The following is a 23,355-nucleotide window of genomic DNA, read 5'->3' as shown; positions in this document are numbered from 1 at the left end:
CGAAGCGACCATCAATGTCCCGCGACCGGCTCGACCACCGCATCATACGTCGGGACCGCCCTGCCGCCGCCGCGATAGACGACCGAGGCCGCGATGATGCCGAGCAATGCCGCGAACATCAGCCAGAAGCCGGGCGAGGCCTTGTCGCCGGTGTGCTCGATCAGCAAGGTCGAGGCGAATGGCGTGAAGGTGCCGAATAGCGCAGCCGCGAGCGCAAACGCCAGCGAGAAGCAGGTGGTGCGCACATGCGCCGGCACGATCTCGACCAGCGCACCGAGCATGGTGCCGCTGTAGACGCCGAAATAGAACGAGAACATCATCTCGACCGCGAGCAGCTTGCCGAAGCTCGGCGCCGCCACCAGCCAGTGCAGTGCCGGATAGGCGGTGACCAGCGACAGGCAGGCGATGGTGATCAGCACCGGCTTGCGGCCGATGCGGTCGGACAATGCGCCGCCGACCGGATTCCAGAAGAAATTGGTCACGGCGACGAGCAGCGTCACCAGCAGCGCGTCCTGCGTCGACAGTTTCAGCACGGTCTTGCCGAAGGTCGGCGTGTACACGGTGACGAAGTAGAACGTCGTCGTCGTCAGGATCGCGATCATCATGCCGAGGAGGACGATGCGCCAGTTGGCGAGCGCGGAGGCGAACACTTCGCTCGCCGTCGGATGCTTCTTCATGGCCAGGAACGCCGGCGTCTCCTCGAGCGTCCGGCGCAGGAAGAAGATCAGCGGAATGATCATGCAGCCGACGAAGAAGGGAATGCGCCAGCCCCAGGCGGCCACCATGTCGGCCGGCATCACCTCGGACAGGATGAAGCCGAGGATCGAGGCCACGAAGATCGCGACCTGCTGGCTCGACGACTGGAACGAGGTGTAGAAGCCGCGATTGCCGGGCGTGGAGATTTCCGCGAGATACACCGACACGCCGCCGAGCTCGACGCCGGCGGAGAAGCCCTGCAGCAGGCGTCCGATCAGCACGATGACCGGCGCCGCGATCCCGATGGTGGCGTAGCTCGGACAGAAGGCGATCACGACGGTGCCGATAGCCATGATGCCGAGCGTGACGATCAGGCCCTGGCGGCGGCCGATGCGGTCGATATAGGCCCCGAGCACGATCGCGCCGACAGGGCGCATCAGCGCGCCGAGCCAGAACACGCCGAAGGTGTTGAGCAGTGACGCAGTTTCGTTGGTCGAGGGGAAGAACGCCTTGCCGATGGCGGCGGCATAGAAGCCGAACAGGAAGAAGTCGAACTGCTCGAGGAAATTGCCCGATGTGGCGCGCAGGATCGCGCCGATGCGCGACTTGATCTCGGGCGGATTGGTTGCTGGTCCAGCCATGACATTACTCCCCTTGAAGATGCGGCCGGACCGGGAACTGACTTCACGGCAGGCGACGGATTGTTGCTGCGACAATCTGTCCTACCCCTTCTCGCGCGGGGCGCTGCGAGTCAATCGATTTTGCCACGGAAGCTGATGATTTTTCAGACTTTATTCCGCGTCGCAGCGATCATCCAGTCACGGAATGCGGCGAGCTTCGGCGCCGCGCGGCGGCCCTCCGGCGCGACCAGGTAGAACCCGGCATCGGCGGGCAGCGCGATCTTGAAGGGGACCACCAGTCGCCCCTTGGCAATGTCGTCCTGGACGTAGGACGTCCGCCCCATCGCCACGCCGATACCGTCGATCGCGGCCTGGATCGTCATGAAGATCATGTCGAAGGTGATGCCGGGCTGCCTGGCGATGTCGACCGGCTGGCCCGCCGCCGTCAGCCATAGCCGCCAGTCGTCGCTGTTGGCGTTGGAGGTGTGCAGCAGCATGTGGCTCTTGAGATCCTCGGGGCAGCGCAGCGGCTTGTCGCCACGCAGGAGGGATGGGCTGCACACCGGAAACAGCTCGTCCGCCATCAGCCAGTCGGCGCGCAGGCCCGGCCACTGGCCGCGGCCGTAGCGGATCGCGGCATCGACATTGTCGCGCTGGAAGTCGACGAGACTGGTGGAGGTGGTGATCCGGACGTCGATGCCGGGATGCTGCTCCTGAAAATCGGTCAGCCGCGGCAGCAGCCATTTTGCGGCGAGCGAGGCCAGCGTCGAGACGGTCAGCACCTTGTCGTCCTCCTTCCGCAGCAGGCGGTCGGTGGCGAGGCGAAGGTCGTTGAAGGCGGCACGGACGCCCGGCAAATAGTCGCGCGCCTCCGGCGTCAGCTGCAGCGCGCGGTTCTGCCGGACGAACAGGCGGATGCCGAGCTCCTCCTCGAGCCTGCGGATCTGATGGCTGATTGCGGTCTGGGTCACGTTCAGCTCCGACGCGGCCAGCGTGAAGCTGAGATGGCGCGCCGCGGCCTCAAAGGCCCGCAATCCGTTCAGGGAGGGCAATCTGGCAGTCATCTGGCAGCAGGATGCATGACGTTATTTCATGCGAAAGGGTACAAATTGTCGTTTGTCGCAGCGCACTGAGAAGCAGATATTAGCGGTCAACTTAGCTCAAGGAGCTGAAAATGTCTACTTTGACCCAGAATTCGATGACAAATCATCATGCGGCCGGTCTGCTCCAGCAGATCGGCGAGACGATTCACGTCTGGCATGAGCGCTACCGGACCCGTCGCGAGCTCAGCAATTGGACGGCGCGCGACCTGCACGATGTCGGCCTGTCCTGGACCGACATCGCCTATGAGGCCGACAAGCCCTTCTGGCGGGCCTGATTGGCCGCCAGGCCGGCGCCGCCTGATCACAGGGGCGCCGGCGGTCCCTCTTTCGTTAGGTCCTCTTTGGGGCACGTGTCATGAGCACCCTTCGCCTGGAAGATTTGAAGCAATATTCGGACGCGCTGCGCACCCGGCACGGCGAGGCGGTGAGCGTTCGTTTCGTCGAGCCGCGCGATACCGACGAGCTTCAGCATTATTTCCGCTCGCTCACGACCCGCTCCCGCTACAACCGCTTCTTCGGCGCCATCAGCGAGCTGCCGAAGGGCCTGCTGCACGAGTTCCTCGAGATCGGCGAGCGCGACCGGTTTACCGTGGTCGCGACAATGATGGTCGACGGATTCGAGACCATCGTCGCGGAAGCGCGCTATGCGCTGCATGCGGAGACCGCGACGCTCGAGTTCGGCCTGTCGGTCGACGATCGCTGGCAGGGCCACGGCATCGCCACCGTGCTGATGAAGAATCTTGAATGCCGCGCAGCCGCGCTTGGCGCCGAGCAGATGTTCGGCGACACGCTGCGCTCCAATGAAGCCATGATCTCGCTCGCCCGCAAATCCGGCTTTGCTTTCGTCAACCATCCGGACGACTGGAAGCTGGTGCGTTTCGACAAGGACATCACGGTCGCGCCAAAGGACATTCCCTGTGCGAGCTGGCGGCTCGCCGCCCTTTCCCGTCAGGCCGAAAGCCCCTCAGCCTCGGTCTGACACCACTGCAAGCCCGGTCCTCCAGGGCCGGGCATTTTTTGTGCTCACGCAGGCCGCGAAGCCCTACTTCCCCGTGAACACCGCCTTGCGCTTCTCGATGAAGGCCTGCACGGCTTCCTTGTGATCGGCGGTCGTGGTCAGGCGGATCAATCGTTCGGCTTCATGGTCGCGCGCGGTCTCGAAGTCGAACTGGAGGGCCTCGTCGAGATTGTCCTTCATGTAGCGCAGCGCGAGGCGCGGGCCTTCGGCGAGGGACTTGGCCAGGGCGAAGGCCTCGGCCTGCAATTTGTCATCAGGCACGACGCGATTGACGAGGCCAATGGCCTCGCAACGCGCGGCATCGACCCGATCGCCGGTGAACATCAATTCGCGCGCCCGCGCTGTGCCGACGAGGCGCGTCAACAGCCAGGCGATGCCGTAATCGCCGCTGAGCGCGATGCGGGCATAGCCGGTGGCAACGAAGGCCGATTGCGCGGCGATGCGGATGTCGCAGGCCATGGCGATGGCGAGACCCGCGCCGACCGCCGGCCCCGGCAGCGCGGCGATGGTCGGCTTGCGCACCGACACCAGCGCGCCGGTGAGCAGCCGCTGCCGCTCCTGGAGATCGGCGATGCGGTCCTCGAGCGACATCTCCAGCTTCTTCGGATCGCGATGCGCACCCATGCCCTTGACGTTGCCGCCGGCGCAGAACGCTTCGCCGGCGCCGGTGAGCAGCAGCGCGCCGACATTGGGGTTCTCGCCGCAGGTCCGGATCATGGTGCGCAGCGCCGGCGTCAGCAGGTCCGACAGCGAATTGCGCGCCTCCGGCCGATTCAGCGTGATGACCGCGACGCGGTCGCGGATGACACAGAGGAGTTCGCTGGTGCCGGTGTCGATGGTGGTTTCCGTGCTCATATCGCTCCCTACTCTTGTCGGGTGGGCAAAGTGAAGCGTACCCACCATTTCCGCATCCGGTGTTCGCGAAGGCGGGCACGGCGCGCTGCGCCTTCGCCCACCCTCGGCAGCCCGTTTAAAACTTCTCAACCCACGGCCGCAGCTCAAGCTCCCAGCTCCAGGCGCTGCGCGGCTGTTGCAGCACGTTCCAATAGCTCTCCGCGATCGCGTCGGGATCGAGCATCGAGTCCGGCTTGTCGGCAGGCTCTGTGCGCGTCGTGCTCTTGATGCCGCCGTCGATGACGAAATGCGCGACATGAATGCCCTGCGGCGACAATTCGCGCGCCATGCTCTGTGCGAGGCCGCGCAGCGCGAATTTGCCCATAGCGAACGGTGCCGACTGCGCATAACCCTTGACGCTGGCGGAGGCGCCGGTGAACAGGATCGCGCCGTGCTTGTTCGGCAGCATGCGCTTGGCCGCCTGCTGCGCCACCAGGAAGCCGCCGTAGCCGCTGACCGCGATCGCATTCGCGACGTCGGCCGGAACGAGGTCTACGAACGGCCCGCGCGCGCGGCCGCTGGCATTGTAGACGACGAGGTCGGGCGTGCCGATCTCGCGCTCGACCAGGCCGAACAGGCGCTCGACCTCCTCAGGCTCGGTGGCGTTGCAGGCATAGGCCTTGGCGCCGGTCTCGCTGCAGAGCGCGCCAAGCTTCTCGATCTTTCGCGCGGCCAGTGCGACGCGGATGCCTTGAGCGGACAGCAGCCGCGCCAGCGAGGCGCTCAAGCCCTCGCCAGCGCCGACGATGAGGGCGATCTTGTATTTCGGGTGTTCCATGGCCTGATCTCTCGGAGACGGGAAGCCGCTGATCTATGCATCCGCCGAGCGGACAACCAGCCGGGACGATCACAATTCCGCAGAGCGAATTGCTCCCTCACGGCGATCATGCCTCCCCGACAATTTGCGGCTTTATCCGCTTTCGCGACTGGAGCATGATCGACATCATCCCAAGCGGCAAGCGTTAAGAATTGCCGTCGGGCGGAAACGAAGAGGACGATCATGCAGAAGCCGGTCCCAGCGCAGCCAAAACACGTCGCGGCCGCACCATCCGGACTGCTAGCGCCCGATACCAGCGGCATGAATTTCTATCGCGCCGATCCGGCACTCACCGACCTCTTGCGCATCCATCTGCCGGAGGCGCTGTTCCGTCACATCGAGCCGCATCTCGATCGACTCGGCGAGCTCGCCGGCGGCCGTCTCGACGAGTGTGCGCGGCTCGCCGATCATCACACGCCGGTGCTGCACCAGCGCGACAAGTTCGGCCGCGACGTGCAGTGGATCGAATACCACCCCGCTTATCGTGAATTGGAGAACGCCGCGTTCGGCGAGTTCGGCATCCACGCGCTCTCGATCCGCAAGGGCATCATGGGCTGGCCGGACAAATATCCCGTCGTCGCCAAGCACGCTTTCACCTTCCTGTTCAACCAGACCGAATTCGGCATGGGCTGCCCGATCAACGTCACCGACGGCTGCGCAAAGCTGCTGGCGAATTTCGGCAGCGAGGCGCTGAAGGCAAAATATCTCGACGGCCTGACCCAGACCGACATGAGCAAGCTGACGCAGGGCGGTCAGTTCATGACCGAGAAGGAAGGCGGCTCCGACGTCGGCACCCTGACCACGCGCGCGGTGCAGGAGGGTGACCATTGGCGCCTCCACGGCGAGAAATGGTTCTGCTCGAACGCCGACGCCAAGGTCGTGATGCTGCTGGCGCGCCCCGAAGGCGCCGGCCCCGGCACGCGCGGCGTCGGCCTGTTCCTGATGCCGCGCTTCCTCGACGACGGTTCGCAGAATCACTACCGGATCGTGCGCCTCAAGGACAAGCTCGGCACGCGCTCGATGGCCTCGGGCGAGATCAAGCTCGAAGGCGCGATCGCCTATGCGGTCGGCAAGCTCGACCGCGGCTTTGTGCAGATGGCCGAGATGGTGAACTCGTCGCGGCTCTCCAACGGGGTCAAATCCACCGCGCTGATGCGTCGGGCCTACCACGACGCGATGACCGTGGCGATGAACCGTGTGGTGTTCGGCAACCGCATCATCGACCTGCCGCTCGGCCGAAGGCAGATGTTGAAGATCATGCTGCCGGTCGAGCAGGCGCTGTCGATGAGCTTCCTCACGGCCGACGCGCTCGACCGCGCCGAGGGCGGCAGCCAGGACGCGGCGGCGCTGCTGCGCATCCTGACGCCGACCCTGAAATTCCGCGCCACGCGCGATGCGCGAAAGGTCTGCGGCGATGCGCTCGAGATGCGCGGCGGCATCGGCTATATCGAGGAATTCGCGACGGCGCGGCTGCTGCGCGATGCGCATCTCGGCTCGGTCTGGGAAGGCACCGGCAACATCGTCGCGATCGATGCGCTGCGGCGCGCGGTCGGCCGTCACGGCGCCGAATCCGCGCTCGCGGCCGATCTGCATGCCCGGCTCGACGACAGTGCCTCCGTGCCGCAAGCCTGGCGCGACCGTCTGCGCGGTCTCGTCGATCGCGCAGTCGGCTTTGCGCGCGAGGTGGCGGGCAAGGCCGACAACGAGGCCGATGCGCGGCGCGCCACCAGCCTGCTCTACCATGTCGCAAGCGCGGTCGCGCTTGCCTGGGAGGCGCATCGCATCCACGACATGCGCGGCGATGCGCGCCGGCTGCTGCTGTCGCGTCTGGTGATCGATCATCGGGTGTCGCCGAGCGATCCGTTCCGGCTGACGGAAAATGCGGTGCAAGCGAAGATCGCGGCACTGCTGCTCGGCGAGCGCGATGCCGGCATGAGCGAGGTTGGCGAACTGGTTCTGGCAGCGTAGGCTGCACTCCACGATCTAACCAAAAAACGCGACAGGGAGTGCTCGATGAAGGCCGCCGTCCTCCACGAAGTCAACAAGCCGCTGGTCATCGAGGATGTCAGCCTGCCGAGGCCGGGCCCACGCGAAGTCCTGATCCGCACCTCTGTCGCAGGCTTATGCCACTCCGATCTGCACTTCATGGAAGGCCTTTACCCGCATCCGCTGCCTGCAGTGCTCGGGCATGAATCGGCCGGTGTCGTCGAGCAGGTCGGCGCCGACGTCACTTACGTGAAGCCGGGCGATCACGTCGTCACCTGCCTGTCGGTGTTCTGCGGCACCTGCGACAATTGCACCACGGGCCGCACGGTGCTCTGCACCGACACGACGGTGAAGCTGCTGCCGGGCGTCTCCAATCGTATGCAATGGTCCAGACCTGAGAAGCTGCACCAGTTCCTCAATCTCTCCTCCTTTGCCGAGCAGATGCTGGTGCACGAGAACGCCATCGTCAAAATCCGGAAGGAGATGCCGCTCGATCTCGCCGCGCTGATCGGCTGCGGCGTCATCACCGGCTACGGCGCGGTCGTGAACACGGCCAAGGTGACCGCCGGCGAGACCGTGGCGGTAATCGGCTGCGGCGGCGTCGGCATGGCCGCGATCAACGGCGCACAGATCGCGGGCGCCGGCCGCATCATCGCCATCGACACCAACCCGGCCAAGCTCCAGCTCGCGACCAAGCTGGGGGCTACCGACATCATCAACCCCGCCGACGGCGACGTCGTGAAGCAGGTCCGCGACCTCACCAATGGCGGCGTACACCATTCCTTCGAGGTGCTCGGCCGCAAGGAGACCGCCGAGCAGGCCTTCGGCATGCTCGCCTCGGGCGGGACGGCCACCATCGTCGGCATGATCCCGTTCGGCCAGAAGATCGAGCTGCACGGCTTCGACTTCCTGCGTGAGCGCCGGATCCAGGGCTCGTCGATGGGCTCCAACCATTTTCGCGTCGACATGCCGCGGCTGGTGGACTTCTACCTGCGCGGCCGGCTGCATCTGGAGGACTGGATCTCGGCCAAGCTGAAGCTCTCCGAGATCAACGAAGGTTTTGCCAACATGAAGGCCGGCAAGACGCTGCGCAGCGTGATCATGTTCGACAGCTAAAGCACGCCGCGATCACCGTCCCAGATGTCGGGTAAAGATCCGCACCACATGGCCCCTGACCCGCGGCGCCTCGTCGTAGAGGTCTGACGCGATCCGCTCGATGGACTCGCGCAGCGACAGGAACTGCGCCTGTCGCGCGCTGCTTTCGGTGCCCTGCATGCCCGCAAGCTCGTCCATCGCGGCGTCGCTGATCTGGCACTGTACGACGTCGCCCTCGCTCAGCATGGTGAAGCGAAAGGCCAGCCGTTCGAGATCATGACCAATGATCTTGTCGCGCATCAGCGGCATGGAAAACGGTCCGGTCGGCCCCGCGCCGACAATGCCCAGGATTCCCCGGCTTGTCAGCCGCAAGGAGGTACTAGTCCCTACTGGAACGCGACTTCGGCAAAACTGCGGAGCTTTCGCGAATGCAGCCGCTCCGATTCCTGCTGCTTGAGCCGTTCCAGCGCCTTCAGGCCGATCTCGAGATGCTGCCCGACGCGGCGGCGATAGAACTCGCTGGCCATCCCCGCTAGCTTGATCTCGCCGTGCAGCGGCTTATCGGAGACGCATAGCAGCGTGCCGTAGGGGACGCGGAAGCGGTAGCCGTTGGCGGCGATCGCGGCCGATTCCATGTCGAGCGCAACTGCGCGTGATTGCGACAGGCGGCGGATCACCTCAGGCCCGCTGATCTCCCAATTGCGGTTGTCGACGCTGGCGACCGTGCCTGTGCGCATCAGGCGCTTGAGCTCGAAACCCTCGAGGCCCGTGACGTCTTCGACGGCGTCCTCGAGCGCGATCTGCATTTCGGCGAGCGCCGGGATCGGCACCCATGGCGGCAGCTCGCGGTCGAGCACGTGATCCTCGCGCACATAGCCGTGGGCGAGCACGTAGTCGCCGAGCCGCTGCGTGTTGCGCAGGCCCGCGCAATGGCCGAGCATCAGCCAGGCATGGGGCCGCAGCACGGCGACGTGGTCCGTGACGTTGCGCGCGTTGGACGGTCCGGTGCCGATGTTGATGAGAGTGATGCCGCGATAGCCGGGCTCGACCAGATGAAACGCCGGCATCTGCGGCGTCCGCGCGGGCGCGATGCCCGTTGTGGCGCCGCCGCTGCGCGTGATCACATTGCCGGGCGCGACGAAGGCGTCGAGGCCGGCTTCGCCGGACTGAAGCCGCTGCTGGCAGAGCTGCGCGAAGGCGTCGACATAGAACTGGTAGTTGGTGAAGATCACGAAGTTCTGGAAATATTCGGGGTCCGTGCCGGTGTAGTGGTAGAGCCGGCGCAGCGAGTAGTCGACGCGGGCCGCCCGAAACAGCGACAGCGGCTCGGGCGCGCCGGGCTGGAGCGCGAAGGTGCCGTCGGCGATGGCATCGTCCATGGTGGCCAAATCAGGCACGTCGAACGCATCGCGCAGCGACCGTGTGACGGCGGAGTTCTCGCTGGTGGTGATGGCGGCCTCAATGTTGATGTCGCGGCGATAGGCGAAGTGAACGGGGATCGGCTCGCTGGACTCGCCGATCTCGACCGGCACACCGTGATTCTGGATCAACAATCCGATCTGCTCGGTAAGGTAGGTCCGGAACAGATCCGGCCTGGTCACGCTGGTCTCATGCACGCCGGGCCGGGCCACGAAGCCGTAGGCGAGACGCGAATCCAGCCGCGCATGCGTCGCGGTGGTGACGCGGACCAGGGGATAATAGGCCCGCATGCGCGCCGTAATCGCTTCGCCGTTGACATAGGCCTCGAACCGGTCGCGCAGGAATTTCGTGTTGCGCTCGTAGATCTCTTCGAGCCGGGCGACCGCCGCGACCGCGTCGGAGAAGGATTCGGTGGCGATGGAGGGCGGGGTTTGCATGGTTCGACGCCGGGTTGCTGGGCTTTGAGTCGAACTATAGCAAGAATAGACCCGCGTCGTCATTGCGAGCTCTTCTTATCCTCCCCAGGAGGGCCGGGGAGGGCAAGCGCGTCACTTCTCCCGGAAGGCCCGCATGAACTGGTCGTGCAGCGGCTTCAGCAGATAGGACAGCATGGTGCGGTCACCGGTCTGGACGAAGGCTTCCGCCGGCATGCCCGGGATCAGCTTGGAGTCGCCGAGCTTGGCGACCTCTTCCGCGGATAGCGAGACGCGGATGGTGTAGTAGCTCTGGCCGGTGCGCTGGTCGGTGGTGACGTCGGGCGAGACGCGGCTGACGACGCCGTTGAGCTCCGGCGTAGTGCGCTGGTTGAAGGCGGACAGGCGCAGCAGCGTCTTCTGGCCGATCTGGAGCTTGTCGATATCGACGGGATTGACCTTGGCCTCGACCTGGAGGTCGTCGGCCTGCGGCACGATCAGCATCAGGGTGTCACCCGCGGTGATGACGCCGCCGACCGTGTGGACGGTCGATTGCAGCACCATTCCGTCCTGCGGCGCGCGGATGTCGACGCGGCGAAGCTGGTCTTCAGCCGCGACCTTGCGCTCGATCAGCTCGCCGATCTTGTCGTTGGTCTCGCGCAAATCCTTGGAGACCTCGCTCACCATGTCCTTGTCGACCTGGATGATCTGAAGCTCGGTCTCGGTGATCTTGCCCTTGGCCTGCGCGCGCGATGCGATGTATTGCGCGCGTTCTCCATTGAGGCGGGCACTGTCGCGCTCGAGCGTGGTCAGGCGCGAGATCTGGACCAGATGCTTGTCGTAGAGATCGCGGACACCGGTGAGCTCCTGCTGCACCAGCGAGATTTCCTTGTCCTTGGCCCTCTCCTGCGCGGAGAGGCCCTCGATCTCCTCGTTGAGCTGCTGGATGCGCTCCCGAAGCTGCGCCTTCTGGCCGGCGCGGCCGTTGACGCGGACGTCGAACAGCTTGGTTTCGGCGGAAAGAAGGTTCTTGACGTCGGGATCGTTGCCGCGATCGAGCAGCGATTGCGGGAACTCGATCCTGTCGACGCCACGCTGCTCGGCCTGGAGCCGCGCCGTGCGCGCCAGGGCGGCATCGAGATTCTTGGTGACGATGGCGAGGTTCGCCTTGGTGACGGTGTCGTCGAGCCGCACCACGACATCGCCCGCCTTGACGACGTCGCCGTCGCGGGCGCGCACTTCGCCGACCACGCCGCCGGTCGGATGCTGCACCTTCTTGACGTTGGATTCGACCACGATCTGGCCCGGCGCGATCAGCGCGCCCGAGATCTGCACGGTCGATGACCAGCCGCCAAGGCCGACGGCCAGAACCAGCACGATCGCGAGGCCGAGAAACAGGTGAAACCTGATGGATTCCCGCACGGTCCTCTTTGCTGCGGGCTTCGCGCCGCCGATGGCCATCGTGCTCATGCCTTGGCTCCGCCTTCGCTGACGATCTTGATCGGGGCCGGCGGGGTCACGCGCGGCTGGAGCACCTGGGCGAGCACCTGCTCCTTCGGTCCAAAGGCCTGCATGCGGCCGTCGCGCAGCACCAGGATCTGGTCGACCGCCTCGACGCCGATCGGGCGGTGCGCCACCACGATGACGATGGCGCCGCGCTCGCGCGCGCTGCGGATCGCGCGCGTCAGCGCCTCGTCGCCTTCGGTGTCGAGATTGGAATTGGGCTCGTCGAGCACGACCAGGAACGGGCTGCCGTAGAGCGCGCGCGCCAGCGCCACGCGCTGCGCCTGGCCTGCCGAGAGTGCGGTGCCCTGCTCACCGACCTGCGTGTTGTAGCCCTCGCGCATCTTGATGATCATCTCGTGCACGCCGGCCTCTTTCGCCGCGGCGATGATGCCGTCGGAGATGGCGTCGGGGTCGAACCGGCTGATGTTCTGCGCGATGGTGCCGCCGAACAATTCGACGTCCTGCGGCAGATAGCCGATGTGGCGGCCGAGCATGTCGGACGACCACTGGTCGAGCGCCGCGCCGTCGAGCCGCACCTTGCCGCGCACCGGCTGCCAGACGCCGACCAGCGCGCGGATCAGGGACGACTTGCCGGAGCCGCTCGGTCCGATCACTCCAAGTCCATTGCCGGCTTCGAGCGCAAAGGTGATGTCCTGCACGATGAGGCGCTGGTCGCCCGGCGGCACCATGGCGACGCCCTCGACGGCGAGGCGGCTGGTGGGCGCCTGCAACTGGGTCGGCATCGTCTGCGCCGGCATCTGCTCCAGAAGACGGCTCAGGCGGTGCCAGCTCTGGCGGGCCGCGACGAAGGACTTCCAGTGGGCAATCGCAAGATCGACCGGCGCGAGCGCACGCGCGGAAAGGATCGAGCCGGCGATGATGATGCCGGCGGTCGCCTCCTGGTGGATGACGAGATAGGCGCCGACCGCGAGCACGGCCGATTGCAGCATCATGCGCAGCACTTTTGCGACCGCGCCGAGACCGCCGGCGACGTCGCTCGCACGCTGGTTGCCGGCGAGGTATTTTTCGTTGGCCTCGCTCCAGCGCTGGTTCATCCGGCCGGCCATGCCCATCGACACCATGACTTCGGCGTTGCGGCGGCTGGCCTGGGCAAGATCGTTGCGCTGGGCGGCGAGCCCCATCGCGTCGCGCGCCGGCTGGCGGGACATGAACTCGGTGACCAGCGTCAACCCGACCAGGATGACGGCGCCGACCAGCGCGGTGACGCCGATCATGACGTGGAAGGCGAAGCAGATGGCGAGATAGAGCGGCAGCCAGGGCAGGTCGAAGAACGCGCTCGGTCCCATGCCGCCGAGGAAGGAGCGGACATTGTCGAGATCGCGCAGCGGCTGAAGGCCCTCGTTGCGGTTGCCGACAAGCAGCGGCAGGCGCACGATGGTGTCGAACACACGCCTGTTCAGGGCCTCGTCGAGCGCGGTGCCGATCCGGCCCAAGATCCGGTTGCGGATCATGTCGAGCACGCCCTGCGCCATGTAGAGGAAGCTGGCGAGGACGATCAGGCCGACCAGGGTCGGAATGCTGCGGCTCGGCAGCACCCGGTCGTAGACCTCCAGCATGAAGATCGACCCGGTCAGATAGAGCAGGTTGATCATGCAGCTCATCAAGCCGACGCCGACAAACGCCGTGCGACAAGCGCGCAGCGCGTCACCGAGTTCTGAGCGACGAACGCCGGGTACGGCTGCCATCAGTCTGATCTCTTTCGGGTGGGGGCCAAAGCCCCTGATTTCAAAGGCAATTTCAGGAGTAATCGACCCGGATTAACATCGCGTTTTCGGCCCTCGTCCAACGCGGCTGAATCAACCCGATCCCCTGTGGGGGCACATCACCCCCTGATGGCCCCGCGCGCAAGTCCGGAATCACACAGTCTTGCGGCTTTTTCTTGCAGACATGTCACCCCTCCCCGGGCGGGGAGAGGTCTAAATCTTGATCAATTGAAACCGGGGCGCCGCTACAACCGGCCGCCGCCGCGTACCAGCCGCACCACCAGCAGCAGGATGACCGCGCCGATCGCGGAATAGACGATCTCGGACACCAGGCCGGTGCCGATGCGAATGCCGAGCTTCGGGAACAGGAAGCTGGCCACAAACGCGCCGGCAATGCCGATCACGATATCGCCGATGATGCCGAAACCCGCGCCCCGCACTACCTTGCCGGCCAGCCAGCCGGCGACCAGGCCGACGAACAGGATGACAATCAGGCCTTCATTGGAAATGTACATAAGTGAGGTCCCTCTCCGTGAACCGTCCTATGGAACCGGAACGGGGATGAATGACGTGTGAATGTTCCCCCGCTGCCAGATTGCCGTCCAGGTATCAGGAGAGCGCGGGGACCGGCTCCGCCAACACACATCGTGCCGCCCGGCTCGGCCCGATCTCCACGTTCTCGGGCAGTTGCTCCAGGCAGCGCGGCTGAGCCACCGAACAGCGGGGCGCGAAGGAGCAGTTGTGGGGCTTCTCGGCCAGCGAGGGCGGGGTACCGGGGATGGTTTCGAGGCGCTGCCCCCGCTTGGCGCCGTGGATGGTGGAGGCGAGCAGGCCCTTGGCGTAGGGGTGCACCGGGCTGCGGACGATGTCGCGCAAGCTCCCCTGCTCCACGATCTGGCCGGCATACATCACCGCGACGCGGTCACAGATCTCGATGGCGACACCGATGTCGTGGGTGACGAAGATGACGGACATGCCGAACTCGCGTTGAAGCTCGCGCAGCAACAGCAGGATCTGGATCTGCACGGTGGCATCGAGCGCCGTGGTCGGCTCGTCCGCCAGCAGGATTTTTGGTCGGCAGGCGAGCGCCAGCGCGATCATCGCGCGCTGACGCATGCCGCCGGACATTTCATGCGGATAGGCGTCGAGGCGACGCTTCGCGCTGGGAATGCGCACGACCTCGAGCATTTCGAGCGCCCTCGCCCTGCCCTCCGCATAAGACTTGCCTTCGTGACGCACCACGCTTTCGGCGATCTGCGCGCCGATGGTGTAGACCGGATCGAGCGCGAGCGCGGGTTCCTGGAAGATCATCGACACGGTCTGGCCGCGGAACGACGAGAGCTGCTCGTCGTTCATGGCGAGCACGTCGCGGCCCATGACATTGACCTTGCCCGAAATCTGCGTCCGCTTCTTCGGAAGCAGCCGCATCAGCGCGCGCAAGGTCACGCTCTTGCCCGAACCGGACTCGCCGAGTAGGCCCAGCACCTCGCCGTCGCCGAGCGAGAGGCTGAGATCGTTCACTGCATAGACCGTGCGTTCGCCGGTGAAGCGGATGTTGAGGCCTGAAATCTCGACGAGCTTTGTCATGACGGGAGTTTCGGCAGCCTGTCGTGATAGTCGGTGACGCGCTGGAATGCGGCGCCGATGGTGAGCAAGGTCGCCTCATCGAAAGAGCGGCCGATCAGCTGCATGCCGATCGGCAGGCCGCTTTTGGTGAAGCCCGAGGGCACGGTGAGCGACGGCAGGCCGAGGAAGTTCACCGGGCGGGTGAACAGCGTCAGCCGCTGCAACAGCGCCGGCGCGTTCGGTCCGCCACCGACGTCGCTTTCGTCGATCGTCGGCGCCGGCACCGGCGAGGCCGGCGCGATCACCGCGTCGACCTTCGCCGTGGCCGCATTGTGCGCGGCGAGCGCCGGGCCGCGCCAGCGCATCGCCTCGAGATAGGTGATGGCGGGAACCGCGAGCCCGTTCTGGAGCCGCATCAGGACCTGCGGGCCGTAATCCTGGGGCCGCTCGATCATCCAGCGCTTGTGGAAGGCGGCAGCTTCCGCCGCGAGCACGAGCTGGCTTGCCGCCGACAATTGCCGCTGGTCCGGCAATTCGACCGTGACGATGTCGGCGCCCTCGCGCTTGAGCACCGCGATGGTCTCGTCCAGCACGCGCGCGACCTCGCTGTCGAGATCGTCGACATAGAAGGACGCGGGCACGCCGATCTTCAGGCCTTTGAGCGACCCCCTGGTCGCGCCGACATAGTCCGACAGCGGTTCGTGGCTACAGGTCGAGTCCGCAGGATCGGGGCCGGCCATCAGCGCCAGCAACAGGGCACAGTCTTCGGCAGTGCGGGCGAGCGGACCGACCGTGTCGAGCGATTGCGACAGCGGCATCGCGCCGGCACGGCTGACGCGGCCGACCGTGGTCTTCAGCCCGGTGACACCGCAGAAATGCGCGGGCATGCGAATCGAGCCGCCGGTATCCGAGCCGAGCGCCGCGTAGGTCAGCCGCGCGGCGACCGCCGAGCCGGAGCCGGACGACGAGCCGCCGGTGATATGCGCGACGTTCCAGGGATTGCGCACCGGGCCGTAATGGGCGTTGTGGCCGGTCGGACCATAGGCGAATTCGGCGAGATGCAGCGTGCCGAGCCGAACCTGACCGGCGTCCTTCAGCCGCTGCAAGGCGGTGGACGTCACGGTCGACACAAAATCGCGGCGGATCAGCGAGCCGCAAGTCGAGACCTTGCCGGCGTCATAATACATATCCTTGTGCGCGAGCGGCACGCCATGCAGCGGCCCGCGAACCTCGCCTTTGGCGAGCTCGGCGTCGGCAACCTCGGCGGCCTTCAACGCTGCCTCTGATTCAATCGACATGAAGGCGTTGAGATGCGGTTGCCATTGCGCGATGCGGTGAAGCAGCGCGCGCGTCACCTCATGGGAGGACACCTGCTTCATCGCGAGCGCGCGCGCGACCTCGGTGAGCGTCATCAATGCAGGCTCGGTGCTCATTTCGACACCTTTTGCGTCTGCGCGATCGGATAGAGCGCGGGCTCGAGATCGAACGGCAGCGTGCCGGCGATGGCCGCAAAGCCCTCGAAGGCCGGCCCGATGGAATTGGAGATGCGCGTCGCGATCTCGTCATCCACGGGGACGCCGGCGATTTGCGCGATCGGCTTGATCTCTTTTGGTGTCGGTCTCGTCATGCGGTCTTCTCCCTGGGCGCGCGGCTGTGGCCTGAACCCGGAATTACCATGTAGCACGCGGCCTCGTGGCCCATTGTATCGAGCGCTGTGAGCTTTGGTGTCGCATTTGCGCAGAGCGGCTCCGCAAACGGGCAACGGGTGTGGAAGCGACAGCCAGGCGGCGGATCGATCGGATTGGGCGGATCGCCCGTGATCGGCGGCGTCTCGGTGCGCCTGTCCGGGTCCGAGGACGGCATCGCGGCAAGAAGTGCGCGTGTATAGGGATGGGCCGGCTGGTCCCAGACCTGGTCGACCGGACCAAGCTCGACGACCTCGCCGAGATACATCACCAGCACACGATCGCTGATGTAGCGCACGACGTTGAGGTCGTGGCTGATGAAGAGATAGGTCAGCCCGAACTCGCGCTTGAGGTCGGCAAGCAGGTTGAGCACCTGCGCCTCGACGGATTTGTCGAGCGCCGAGACGGCTTCGTCGAGGATCACCAGCCGCGGCGACAGCGCCAGCGCCCGCGCGATGTTGACGCGCTGACGCTGGCCGCCGGAAATTTCATGCGGATAGCGATTGGCGAAGTTTGCAGGTACCAGGCCGACCTTGCCGAGCAGCTCGCGCGCCAGCGCACGTGCTGCGCCGTCGGCCATGCCGTGGACCTTGGGGCCGAAGGCGATGGATTCCTCGATCGTCAGGCGCGGATTGAGCGAGGCGTAGGAATCCTGGAACACCATCTGCATGCCGCGGCGCAATTCGCGCAGCGACAAGGACTGACCGACGGCCATGCCGTCATAGATGATGTCGCCGGTGTCGCGCGGCATCAGATGCATCAGGAGCCGCGCGGTGGTCGACTTGCCGCAGCCGGATTCTCCGACGATGCCGACCGTCTCACCCTTGGCGACGGAAAACGAGACATTGTCGACGGCGCGCACGGTGCGCTTCGCGGCGAAGAGCCCGCCACGCACGGGGAAGTGTTTTGTCAGGCCGTTGACCTGGAGCAGCGGCTGCGCGACGCCGCCAAGGTCTTCGATCGGCTCCAGCATGGCGAGGGAAGCGTTGGTATCGCTCATGGCTAGTTCCTGATGTCCATGGCGCTGCGCAGGCCGTCCGAGAGCAGGTTGAAGCAGATCGAGACCGCAAAGATCATCGCGCCCGGAAGCGCTGCGACCCACGGATTGACGTAGATCGCGGTCCGCAGCGTGTTGAGCATCAGGCCCCATTCCGGCTCCGGCGGCTTGGTGCCGAGGCCGAGGAAGGAGAGACCGGCGGCCAGGATCATCGAGACCGAGATCAGGCTGGTGGCATAGACGAAGATCGCGCCCAGCACGTTGCCGAGGATGTGCACGCGCATGATGGTGAAGGGTCCCGCGCCGGAGGCCCGCGCAGCCTCGACGAAATCCATGTTGCGCACGCCGGTGGTGACACTTTCCGCGACGCGCGTGATCTGCGGCACGAACACGACGGTCAACGACACGATGGAGTTGAGGATACCCGCTCCCAGCGCGCCGGAGATCGCGATCGCGAGCAGCACCGAGGGGAACGCGTAGAACACATCGATCGTGCGCATGATCGCGGTGTTGAGCTTGCCGCCGACGTAACCTGCGACGAGTCCGAGCGAGGTGCCGATGCCGAAGGCGAGGATCACCGGCAGGATGCCGATGAGGAGCGACAGCCGTCCGCCATAGATCAGGCGCGCCAGCATGTCGCGGCCGAGCTCGTCGGTGCCGAGCGGATAGCCGACCGTTCCGATGTGGCGGAGGCGGCGGATCATCGAGCCCTTGTAGGGGTCCTCCAGCCCGAGCCAGGGCGCGATCACCGCGGACAGGAAGATCAGCAGCAGCACCATCGCGCAAACCATGCTGACCTTGTCGCGCCGGATGCGGCGGCCGACGGTCGCCCAATAGCCGCGCGCCTTGGTCGCGGGCGCGGCCTGCAGCGCGGCATCGCTGGTGGCAGACAACGGAAGCTCGCTCATCGGCTAGCTCCCAATGGACGTTGGTTCGATAGGTGCATGCCAAGGATGCAGTGCACCTCGCCCGCTTGCGGGAGAGGTCGGCGCGCTGCGCCGGGTGAGGGTTCTCTCCTCTGGGGGATACTCGATTGAGGAGACACCCTCTCCCCAACCCTCCCCGCGCAAGCGGGGGAGGGAGCGCACTTTTTGTGTGGCTACGGCTGGGCTCATTGGCTAGCCCCGCTTGATGCGCGGATCGATCGCGGCTTGCGCGATGTCGACCAGCAGATTGAGGAAGACGAAGAACAGCGCCAGCACCAGGATCGTGCCCTGGAGCAGTGGCAGGTCGCGCTGGAAGATTGCCGAATTGAGCAGGAAGCCCGAGCCCGGCCAGGAGAACACGGTTTCGATCAGGATCGAACCGCCGAGCATGTAGCCCAGCTGAAGTCCCATCACCGCGAGCGCCGTCGGCGCGGCGTTCTTGATGACGTGGCGGAACACGCCGGTTTCGTGCAAGCCTTTTGCACGCAACGCCTCGACGAAATCCTGGCTGAGAATATCGCCAGTCAGCGCGCGCACCGTGCGGGTGACGATGCCCATCGGGATCACCGAGGTCGTGATCGCCGGGAGCACGAGGTATTTCAGGTGCGCCCAGTCCCAGGCCCAGGAGTTTGAGCCGTTGGGCCCGGCGCCGACCGCGGGCAGCCAGTTCAGCTGGACCGAGAAGATGATGACCAGCACCATGCCGAGCCAGTAATGCGGCACCGACACGCCGGCGATCGCAAAGGAGGTCGCGAGCTTGTCGATCCAGGTCTCGCGAAAATAGCCGGCGATCAGGCCGAGCAGGATGCCCATCGTGAAGCCGATGATGGCGGCGGCAATCGCGAGCGTCACGGTATTGCTGACCGCGCGCATGACCTCGGCGAGCACAGGGCGGCCCGTGGCGATGGAATTGCCGAGATCGCCATGAAGGGCACGGAGCAGCCAAAGCCCGAACTGCACCGGCAGCGGCCGGTCGAAACCATAGGCGGTGCGAAGCTGCGCCGCGAGTTCCTGCGAGGCATCGGCCGGCAGCACCGCGACCAGCGGATCGCCCGGCGTGATGTGCACGAGCAGAAAGCACACCAGCGCCACGCTGATGACGATCGGTATGACGTAGACGATGCGTCTGGCGATATAGGCGAGCACGGATTAACCTGACGTGATGTCGCACGATTGGGTGCGCGGGCTTGAGTAAGGGACGCGAGATGCGAGAGTTCCCTCCCCCCTTGTGGGGGAGGGTTAGGGAGAGGGGTGGCGACACGGGGACCGCCCGTGTGGCCCCCCTTCCCCAACCCCTCCCCACGAGGGGGAGGGGAGCCCCACCAGCGTGCTCACCTCACTGCATCGACACCAGCGAGAAGTCGATGAACCAGCTCTTCGGCTGCACCACGCCCGTGACCTTCGGGCTGATGGCGCGGGGGCCGACGTCGTGGGCGACGTAGAGGAAGGCTGCGTCATCGACGGAGGCCGCGTGCAGCTCGGCGAGAGCCGCGTCGCGCGCGGCGGGATCGAAGGTCTGCCGCGCCTTCTTCACCAGCTCGTCGAATTTGGGGTTGTTGATGAAGCCCCAATTGTTCGAGACCGGCGGCGCCATGCCGGACTGAAGGAAGCGCACCAGCGCGAAGAACGGGTCCATCGCCGCATAGGTGACGTTGGTCGCGTTCGAGCCGTTGGCGCTGGGGTCCTTGGCGCCGCGGCGCCAGTTGGTGAACAGCGTATTCCACTCGATGACGTCGAGCTGCACGTCGAAATAGCACTCGGCGAGCGCCTGCTGCAGATACTCGTTCATCGGCAGAGGCTGCATCTGGCCGGAGCCGGAGGCGGAAGTCTGCACCTTCACCGTCAGCTTCTTGTTCGGACCGAAGCCAGCCTCCTGCATCAGCTTTTGCGCGGCCGCCTTGTCATACTTGATCTCGAAGGTCGGCTTGCCGCGCCAGGGATGGCCGGGCTCGAACGTGCCGGTCGCGGGCACCATCAGGCCGGCGAGCAGGCCGTCCTTGAGGCCTTCGCGATCGACGCAGAGATTGGCCGCCTTGCGGACCCGGATGTCGTTCCAGGGCGAGCCTTCCACGCGCGAGAACTGCCACGGCCAGACATGCGGCTGCTCGTTGGCATAGAGCTTGAAGCCGCGCTGCTTGAGCTCGGGCAGCGCGTCGGGCGCGGGCGCTTCGACCCAATCGACCTGGCCCGAAAGCAACGCCGCGGTACGCGCGTTGGCTTCCGGCATCGGCAAGAGCACCATCTTGTCGATCTTGGGCACGCGCGCCTTGTCCCAATAGCTCGCGTTCTTGACGAGCTCGAGCCGCTCACGCGGGGTGAAGCTCGCCATCTTCCACGGGCCGGTGCCCGCGGCGTCCTTTGCGAACGCGGTCCAGGCGGCCTGCGACTTCGCCTTGGCGTCGGCGCCTTCCGCCTTGTCGTAAAAATGCTGCCACTTCGCCGGGCTCGCCATGAAGAGGTTGGTGAGGTTGATTGGCAGGAAGCTGTCTGGCTCCTTGGTGGTGAGCTCGACGGTCATGTCGTCGATCTTCTTCGCGGACGCCAGCGTCGGCATGCGCGAGGCCGTGACGCCGACCTGGCTGGCGTCGAATTGCGGCGCGTCCTGCTTCAGCACCTTCTCGACGTTCCACACCACGGCATCGGCATTGAACGGCGAGCCGTCGTGAAAGGTGACGCCGGGGCGCAGCTTGAAAGTCCATTTGGTCTTGTCGGCATCGTCGACCTTCCACTCGGTCGCGAGCCCGGGGATCACCACGCTCGGCTTGTCGGCAGAAGACAGGTCCCAGCCGGTCAGCGCGTCATACATGGTGAGGCCGGTGAAGCGGTTGCCCTCAAAACCCTGATCGGGTTGGCCCAGCGTGCGCGGAATATCAGCAGCGGTCATGCCGATGCGCAGCACGGTGTCGGCACTGGCCACGCGCGGCCATGCGGCAGCACCCGTCAGAGCCAGCGCCGCAATCAACGCCGCGCGTGTGGTCTTCTTGATAAGCATCGACTCAATCCTTTTCCGGCCTACGATGATTAATTTTGATGCAATCGTATGCAATGGCTGTGCCAATGGGGAAACTTATTCTGCGAATTGCCCCTGCGACGACAAGTCCTTGTGATCAAGCGCAGGCAAAAGTACCGCGCTGCCTATTCTGGCATCAAGATTGCAGGTTTGGCTTCAACTTCTCCCTCGAATTTTCCCTCGGAGCTTTGGGCCATGCGTATCCGACTGACGATCTGTCTCGCCGTGCTTGCGCTGGCGGCTTCCGCAATCTCGGCGCGCGCCGAAACGGTGGTGCGCTACGGCATCTCGATGGCGGACATTCCGCTGACGACGGGCCAGCCTGATCGCGGCGCCGGCGCCTATCAGTTCACGGCCTACACGATCTACGATCCGCTCGTCGCCTGGGAGATGGACGTATCCGATCGGCCCGGCAAGCTGGTGCCGGGACTCGCGACCGAATGGAAGGTGGACGAGGCCGACAAGACCAAATGGCGCTTCGCTCTTCGTAAAGGCGTGAAGTTTCACGACGGCAGCGAATTCAACGCCGACGCGGTGATCTGGAATCTCGACAAGGTGCTCAACGACAAGGCCCCGCAATTCGACAAGCGGCAGAGCGCGCAGGTGAAGACCCGCCTGCCCTCGGTCGCGAGCTACGCCAAGATCGACGACTTCACGGTGGAGATCACCACCAAGACGGTCGATTCCTTCTTTCCCTATCAGATGCTGTGGTTCCTGGTGTCGAGTCCCGCGCAATACGAGAAGCTCGGCAAGGACTGGGACAAGTTCGCGAGCCATCCTTCCGGCACCGGCCCGTTCAAATTGACCAAGCTGGTGCCGCGCGAGCTTGCGGAGCTGACCAAGAATCCGGACTACTGGAACAAGAAGCGCATTCCGAAGGTCGACAAGCTGGTGCTGGTGCCGATGCCGGAAGCGCTGACGCGCACCAACGCGCTGCTCGCCGGACAAGTGGACCTGATCGAGACGCCGGCGCCGGACGCCGTGCCGCAGCTCAAGGCCGCCGGCATGAAGATCGTCGACAACGTCACGCCGCATGTCTGGAACTATCACCTCAGCGTGCTGCCGGGCTCGCCCTGGACCGACATCCGCCTGCGCAAGGCGCTGAACCTCGCGATCGATCGCGAGGCGGTGGTCGGCCTGATGAACGGTCTGGCCAAGCCCGCCAAGGGCCAGGTCGATCCGTCCAGCCCGTGGTTCGGCAAGCCGAGCTTCGAGCTGAAATATGATCTGGCTGCGGCCAAGAAGCTGGTCGAGGAGGCCGGCTATTCGAAGGCCAAGCCACTGAAGACGACCTTCATCATCGCGCAGGGCGGCACCGGCCAGATGCTGTCGCTGCCGATGAACGAATTCCTGCAGCAGAGCTTCAAGGAGATCGGCATCGACATCGACTTCAAGGTGGTCGAGCTCGAGACGCTCTATACGCATTGGCGCAAGGGCGCGGCCGACGAGATGAACGCCGGCATCACCGCCAACAACATCGCCTATGTCACCTCCGACCCGCTCTACGCCATCGTCCGCTTCTTCGCCTCCGACCAGATCGCGCCTGTCGGCGTCAACTGGGGCGGCTACAAGAACCCGAAGGTCGACGCGCTGATCAACGAGGCCAAGCAGACCTTCGACACTGCCAAGCAGGACGATCTGATCGCGCAGGCACACGCGCTGATCGTGGACGATGCCGCGCTGGTGTGGGTCGTCCACGACACCAACCCGCATGCGCTGTCACCCAAGATCAAGCAGTTCGTCCAGGCGCAGCACTGGTTCCAGGACCTGACCACGATCGGGGTGGAGTGAGGGGGCACGCAACCCTCTGCCGTCGTCCTGGCGAAAGCCAGGACCTATTTCCCCAGGGAGTAGTTGCGGCGACAAGCTATTGACCACCG

General features: G+C 65.3%; 21 protein-coding genes. 5 read left to right on the top strand and 16 right to left on the bottom strand.

All coding sequences use genetic code 11. The features are described 5' to 3' along the window. Window positions 1-11: 11 nt before the first annotated feature. Window positions 12-1,337: an MFS transporter gene (tcuC, locus tag JQ572_RS05670; protein WP_211381961.1), complete on the bottom strand. Its 1,326-nt coding sequence runs from the start codon at window positions 1,335-1,337 to the stop codon at window positions 12-14. Window positions 1,338-1,480: 143 nt separating this feature from the next. After that, window positions 1,481-2,380, bottom strand: coding sequence for a transcriptional regulator GcvA (locus JQ572_RS05665; RefSeq protein WP_211381960.1), 900 nt, complete (start codon window positions 2,378-2,380; stop codon window positions 1,481-1,483). A gap of 110 nt (window positions 2,381-2,490) precedes the next feature. Between JQ572_RS05665 and JQ572_RS05660 the strand changes: the two genes are divergently transcribed. Both JQ572_RS05660 and JQ572_RS05655 read left to right on the top strand, forming a co-directional pair. Further along, window positions 2,491-2,694: a DUF1127 domain-containing protein gene (locus JQ572_RS05660; protein WP_211381959.1), complete on the top strand. Its 204-nt coding sequence runs from the start codon at window positions 2,491-2,493 to the stop codon at window positions 2,692-2,694. A gap of 80 nt (window positions 2,695-2,774) precedes the next feature. Next, window positions 2,775-3,398, top strand: coding sequence for a GNAT family N-acetyltransferase (locus JQ572_RS05655; RefSeq protein WP_211381958.1), 624 nt, complete (start codon window positions 2,775-2,777; stop codon window positions 3,396-3,398). 63 nt (window positions 3,399-3,461) lie between these two features. Here JQ572_RS05655 and JQ572_RS05650 read toward each other — a convergent pair whose 3' ends face one another. Both JQ572_RS05650 and JQ572_RS05645 read right to left on the bottom strand, forming a co-directional pair. Next, window positions 3,462-4,292, bottom strand: coding sequence for an enoyl-CoA hydratase (locus JQ572_RS05650; RefSeq protein WP_211381957.1), 831 nt, complete (start codon window positions 4,290-4,292; stop codon window positions 3,462-3,464). A 115-nt stretch (window positions 4,293-4,407) separates the two neighbouring features. Further along, on the bottom strand, window positions 4,408-5,109 hold the full coding sequence (locus tag JQ572_RS05645) for an SDR family NAD(P)-dependent oxidoreductase (protein ID WP_211381956.1): 702 nt from the start codon (window positions 5,107-5,109) through the stop codon (window positions 4,408-4,410). 222 nt (window positions 5,110-5,331) lie between these two features. On the opposite strand from JQ572_RS05645, the gene JQ572_RS05640 reads away from it, so the two are divergent. Next, window positions 5,332-7,116: an acyl-CoA dehydrogenase family protein gene (locus JQ572_RS05640; RefSeq protein ID WP_211381955.1), complete on the top strand. Its 1,785-nt coding sequence runs from the start codon at window positions 5,332-5,334 to the stop codon at window positions 7,114-7,116. Window positions 7,117-7,161: 45 nt separating this feature from the next. Then, complete coding sequence (locus JQ572_RS05635) at window positions 7,162-8,250, top strand: Zn-dependent alcohol dehydrogenase (RefSeq protein ID WP_211381954.1); 1,089 nt, start codon at window positions 7,162-7,164, stop codon at window positions 8,248-8,250. Window positions 8,251-8,262: 12 nt separating this feature from the next. Here the strand turns inward: JQ572_RS05635 and JQ572_RS05630 are convergent, their stop codons facing one another. The 12 genes from JQ572_RS05630 to JQ572_RS05575 all read right to left on the bottom strand — a co-directional run bounded on the left by JQ572_RS05630 (window position 8,263) and on the right by JQ572_RS05575 (window position 21,457). After that, the gene (locus tag JQ572_RS05630) at window positions 8,263-8,538 is read right to left on the bottom strand and encodes a DUF1488 family protein (protein WP_211381953.1); all 276 of its coding nucleotides are present in this window, start codon (window positions 8,536-8,538) and stop codon (window positions 8,263-8,265) included. 77 nt (window positions 8,539-8,615) lie between these two features. Further along, a complete protein-coding gene (locus JQ572_RS05625; protein WP_211381952.1) occupies window positions 8,616-10,085 on the bottom strand; it encodes an AMP nucleosidase in 1,470 nt (489 codons plus the stop codon). Between the two features lie 111 nt (window positions 10,086-10,196). Further along, window positions 10,197-11,531: an HlyD family type I secretion periplasmic adaptor subunit gene (locus JQ572_RS05620; protein ID WP_211381951.1), complete on the bottom strand. Its 1,335-nt coding sequence runs from the start codon at window positions 11,529-11,531 to the stop codon at window positions 10,197-10,199. After that, complete coding sequence (locus JQ572_RS05615) at window positions 11,528-13,273, bottom strand: type I secretion system permease/ATPase (RefSeq protein ID WP_211381950.1); 1,746 nt, start codon at window positions 13,271-13,273, stop codon at window positions 11,528-11,530. The genes JQ572_RS05620 and JQ572_RS05615 overlap by 4 nt, the downstream gene beginning before the upstream one ends. Before the next feature lie 263 nt (window positions 13,274-13,536). Beyond that, on the bottom strand, window positions 13,537-13,806 hold the full coding sequence (locus JQ572_RS05610) for a GlsB/YeaQ/YmgE family stress response membrane protein (RefSeq protein WP_211381949.1): 270 nt from the start codon (window positions 13,804-13,806) through the stop codon (window positions 13,537-13,539). A 94-nt stretch (window positions 13,807-13,900) separates the two neighbouring features. Further along, the gene (locus tag JQ572_RS05605; protein WP_211381948.1) at window positions 13,901-14,878 is read right to left on the bottom strand and encodes an ABC transporter ATP-binding protein; all 978 of its coding nucleotides are present in this window, start codon (window positions 14,876-14,878) and stop codon (window positions 13,901-13,903) included. Then, the gene (locus tag JQ572_RS05600; RefSeq protein WP_211381947.1) at window positions 14,875-16,290 is read right to left on the bottom strand and encodes an amidase; all 1,416 of its coding nucleotides are present in this window, start codon (window positions 16,288-16,290) and stop codon (window positions 14,875-14,877) included. Before JQ572_RS05600 ends, JQ572_RS05605 begins: the two co-directional genes overlap by 4 nt. Continuing rightward, window positions 16,287-16,484 (bottom strand): hypothetical protein, encoded by a 198-nt coding sequence (locus JQ572_RS05595; RefSeq protein ID WP_018321359.1) that lies wholly within the window; start codon window positions 16,482-16,484, stop codon window positions 16,287-16,289. Before JQ572_RS05595 ends, JQ572_RS05600 begins: the two co-directional genes overlap by 4 nt. Continuing rightward, on the bottom strand, window positions 16,481-17,542 hold the full coding sequence (locus JQ572_RS05590) for an ABC transporter ATP-binding protein (RefSeq protein ID WP_211381946.1): 1,062 nt from the start codon (window positions 17,540-17,542) through the stop codon (window positions 16,481-16,483). Before JQ572_RS05590 ends, JQ572_RS05595 begins: the two co-directional genes overlap by 4 nt. 2 nt (window positions 17,543-17,544) lie before the next feature. Further along, entirely contained in the window at window positions 17,545-18,447 is a 903-nt protein-coding gene (locus JQ572_RS05585; protein WP_211381945.1) for an ABC transporter permease, read from the bottom strand. Window positions 18,448-18,657: 210 nt separating this feature from the next. Beyond that, window positions 18,658-19,611 (bottom strand): ABC transporter permease, encoded by a 954-nt coding sequence (locus tag JQ572_RS05580; RefSeq protein ID WP_211381944.1) that lies wholly within the window; start codon window positions 19,609-19,611, stop codon window positions 18,658-18,660. A gap of 190 nt (window positions 19,612-19,801) precedes the next feature. Beyond that, window positions 19,802-21,457, bottom strand: a complete 1,656-nt coding sequence (locus JQ572_RS05575) for an ABC transporter substrate-binding protein (protein ID WP_211381943.1) — start codon at window positions 21,455-21,457, stop codon at window positions 19,802-19,804. A gap of 213 nt (window positions 21,458-21,670) precedes the next feature. Between JQ572_RS05575 and JQ572_RS05570 the strand changes: the two genes are divergently transcribed. After that, on the top strand, window positions 21,671-23,266 hold the full coding sequence (locus JQ572_RS05570) for an ABC transporter substrate-binding protein (protein ID WP_211381942.1): 1,596 nt from the start codon (window positions 21,671-21,673) through the stop codon (window positions 23,264-23,266). Window positions 23,267-23,355 lie beyond the last annotated feature (89 nt).

Origin of the sequence: Bradyrhizobium sp. SZCCT0153, from assembly GCF_018129995.1 — a bacterium.
GTDB classification, from domain to species: domain Bacteria; phylum Pseudomonadota; class Alphaproteobacteria; order Rhizobiales; family Xanthobacteraceae; genus Bradyrhizobium; species Bradyrhizobium japonicum_G.
The sequence above is the reverse complement of the archived record's forward strand: the minus strand, read 5'-3'. Positions and strand labels throughout refer to the sequence as shown.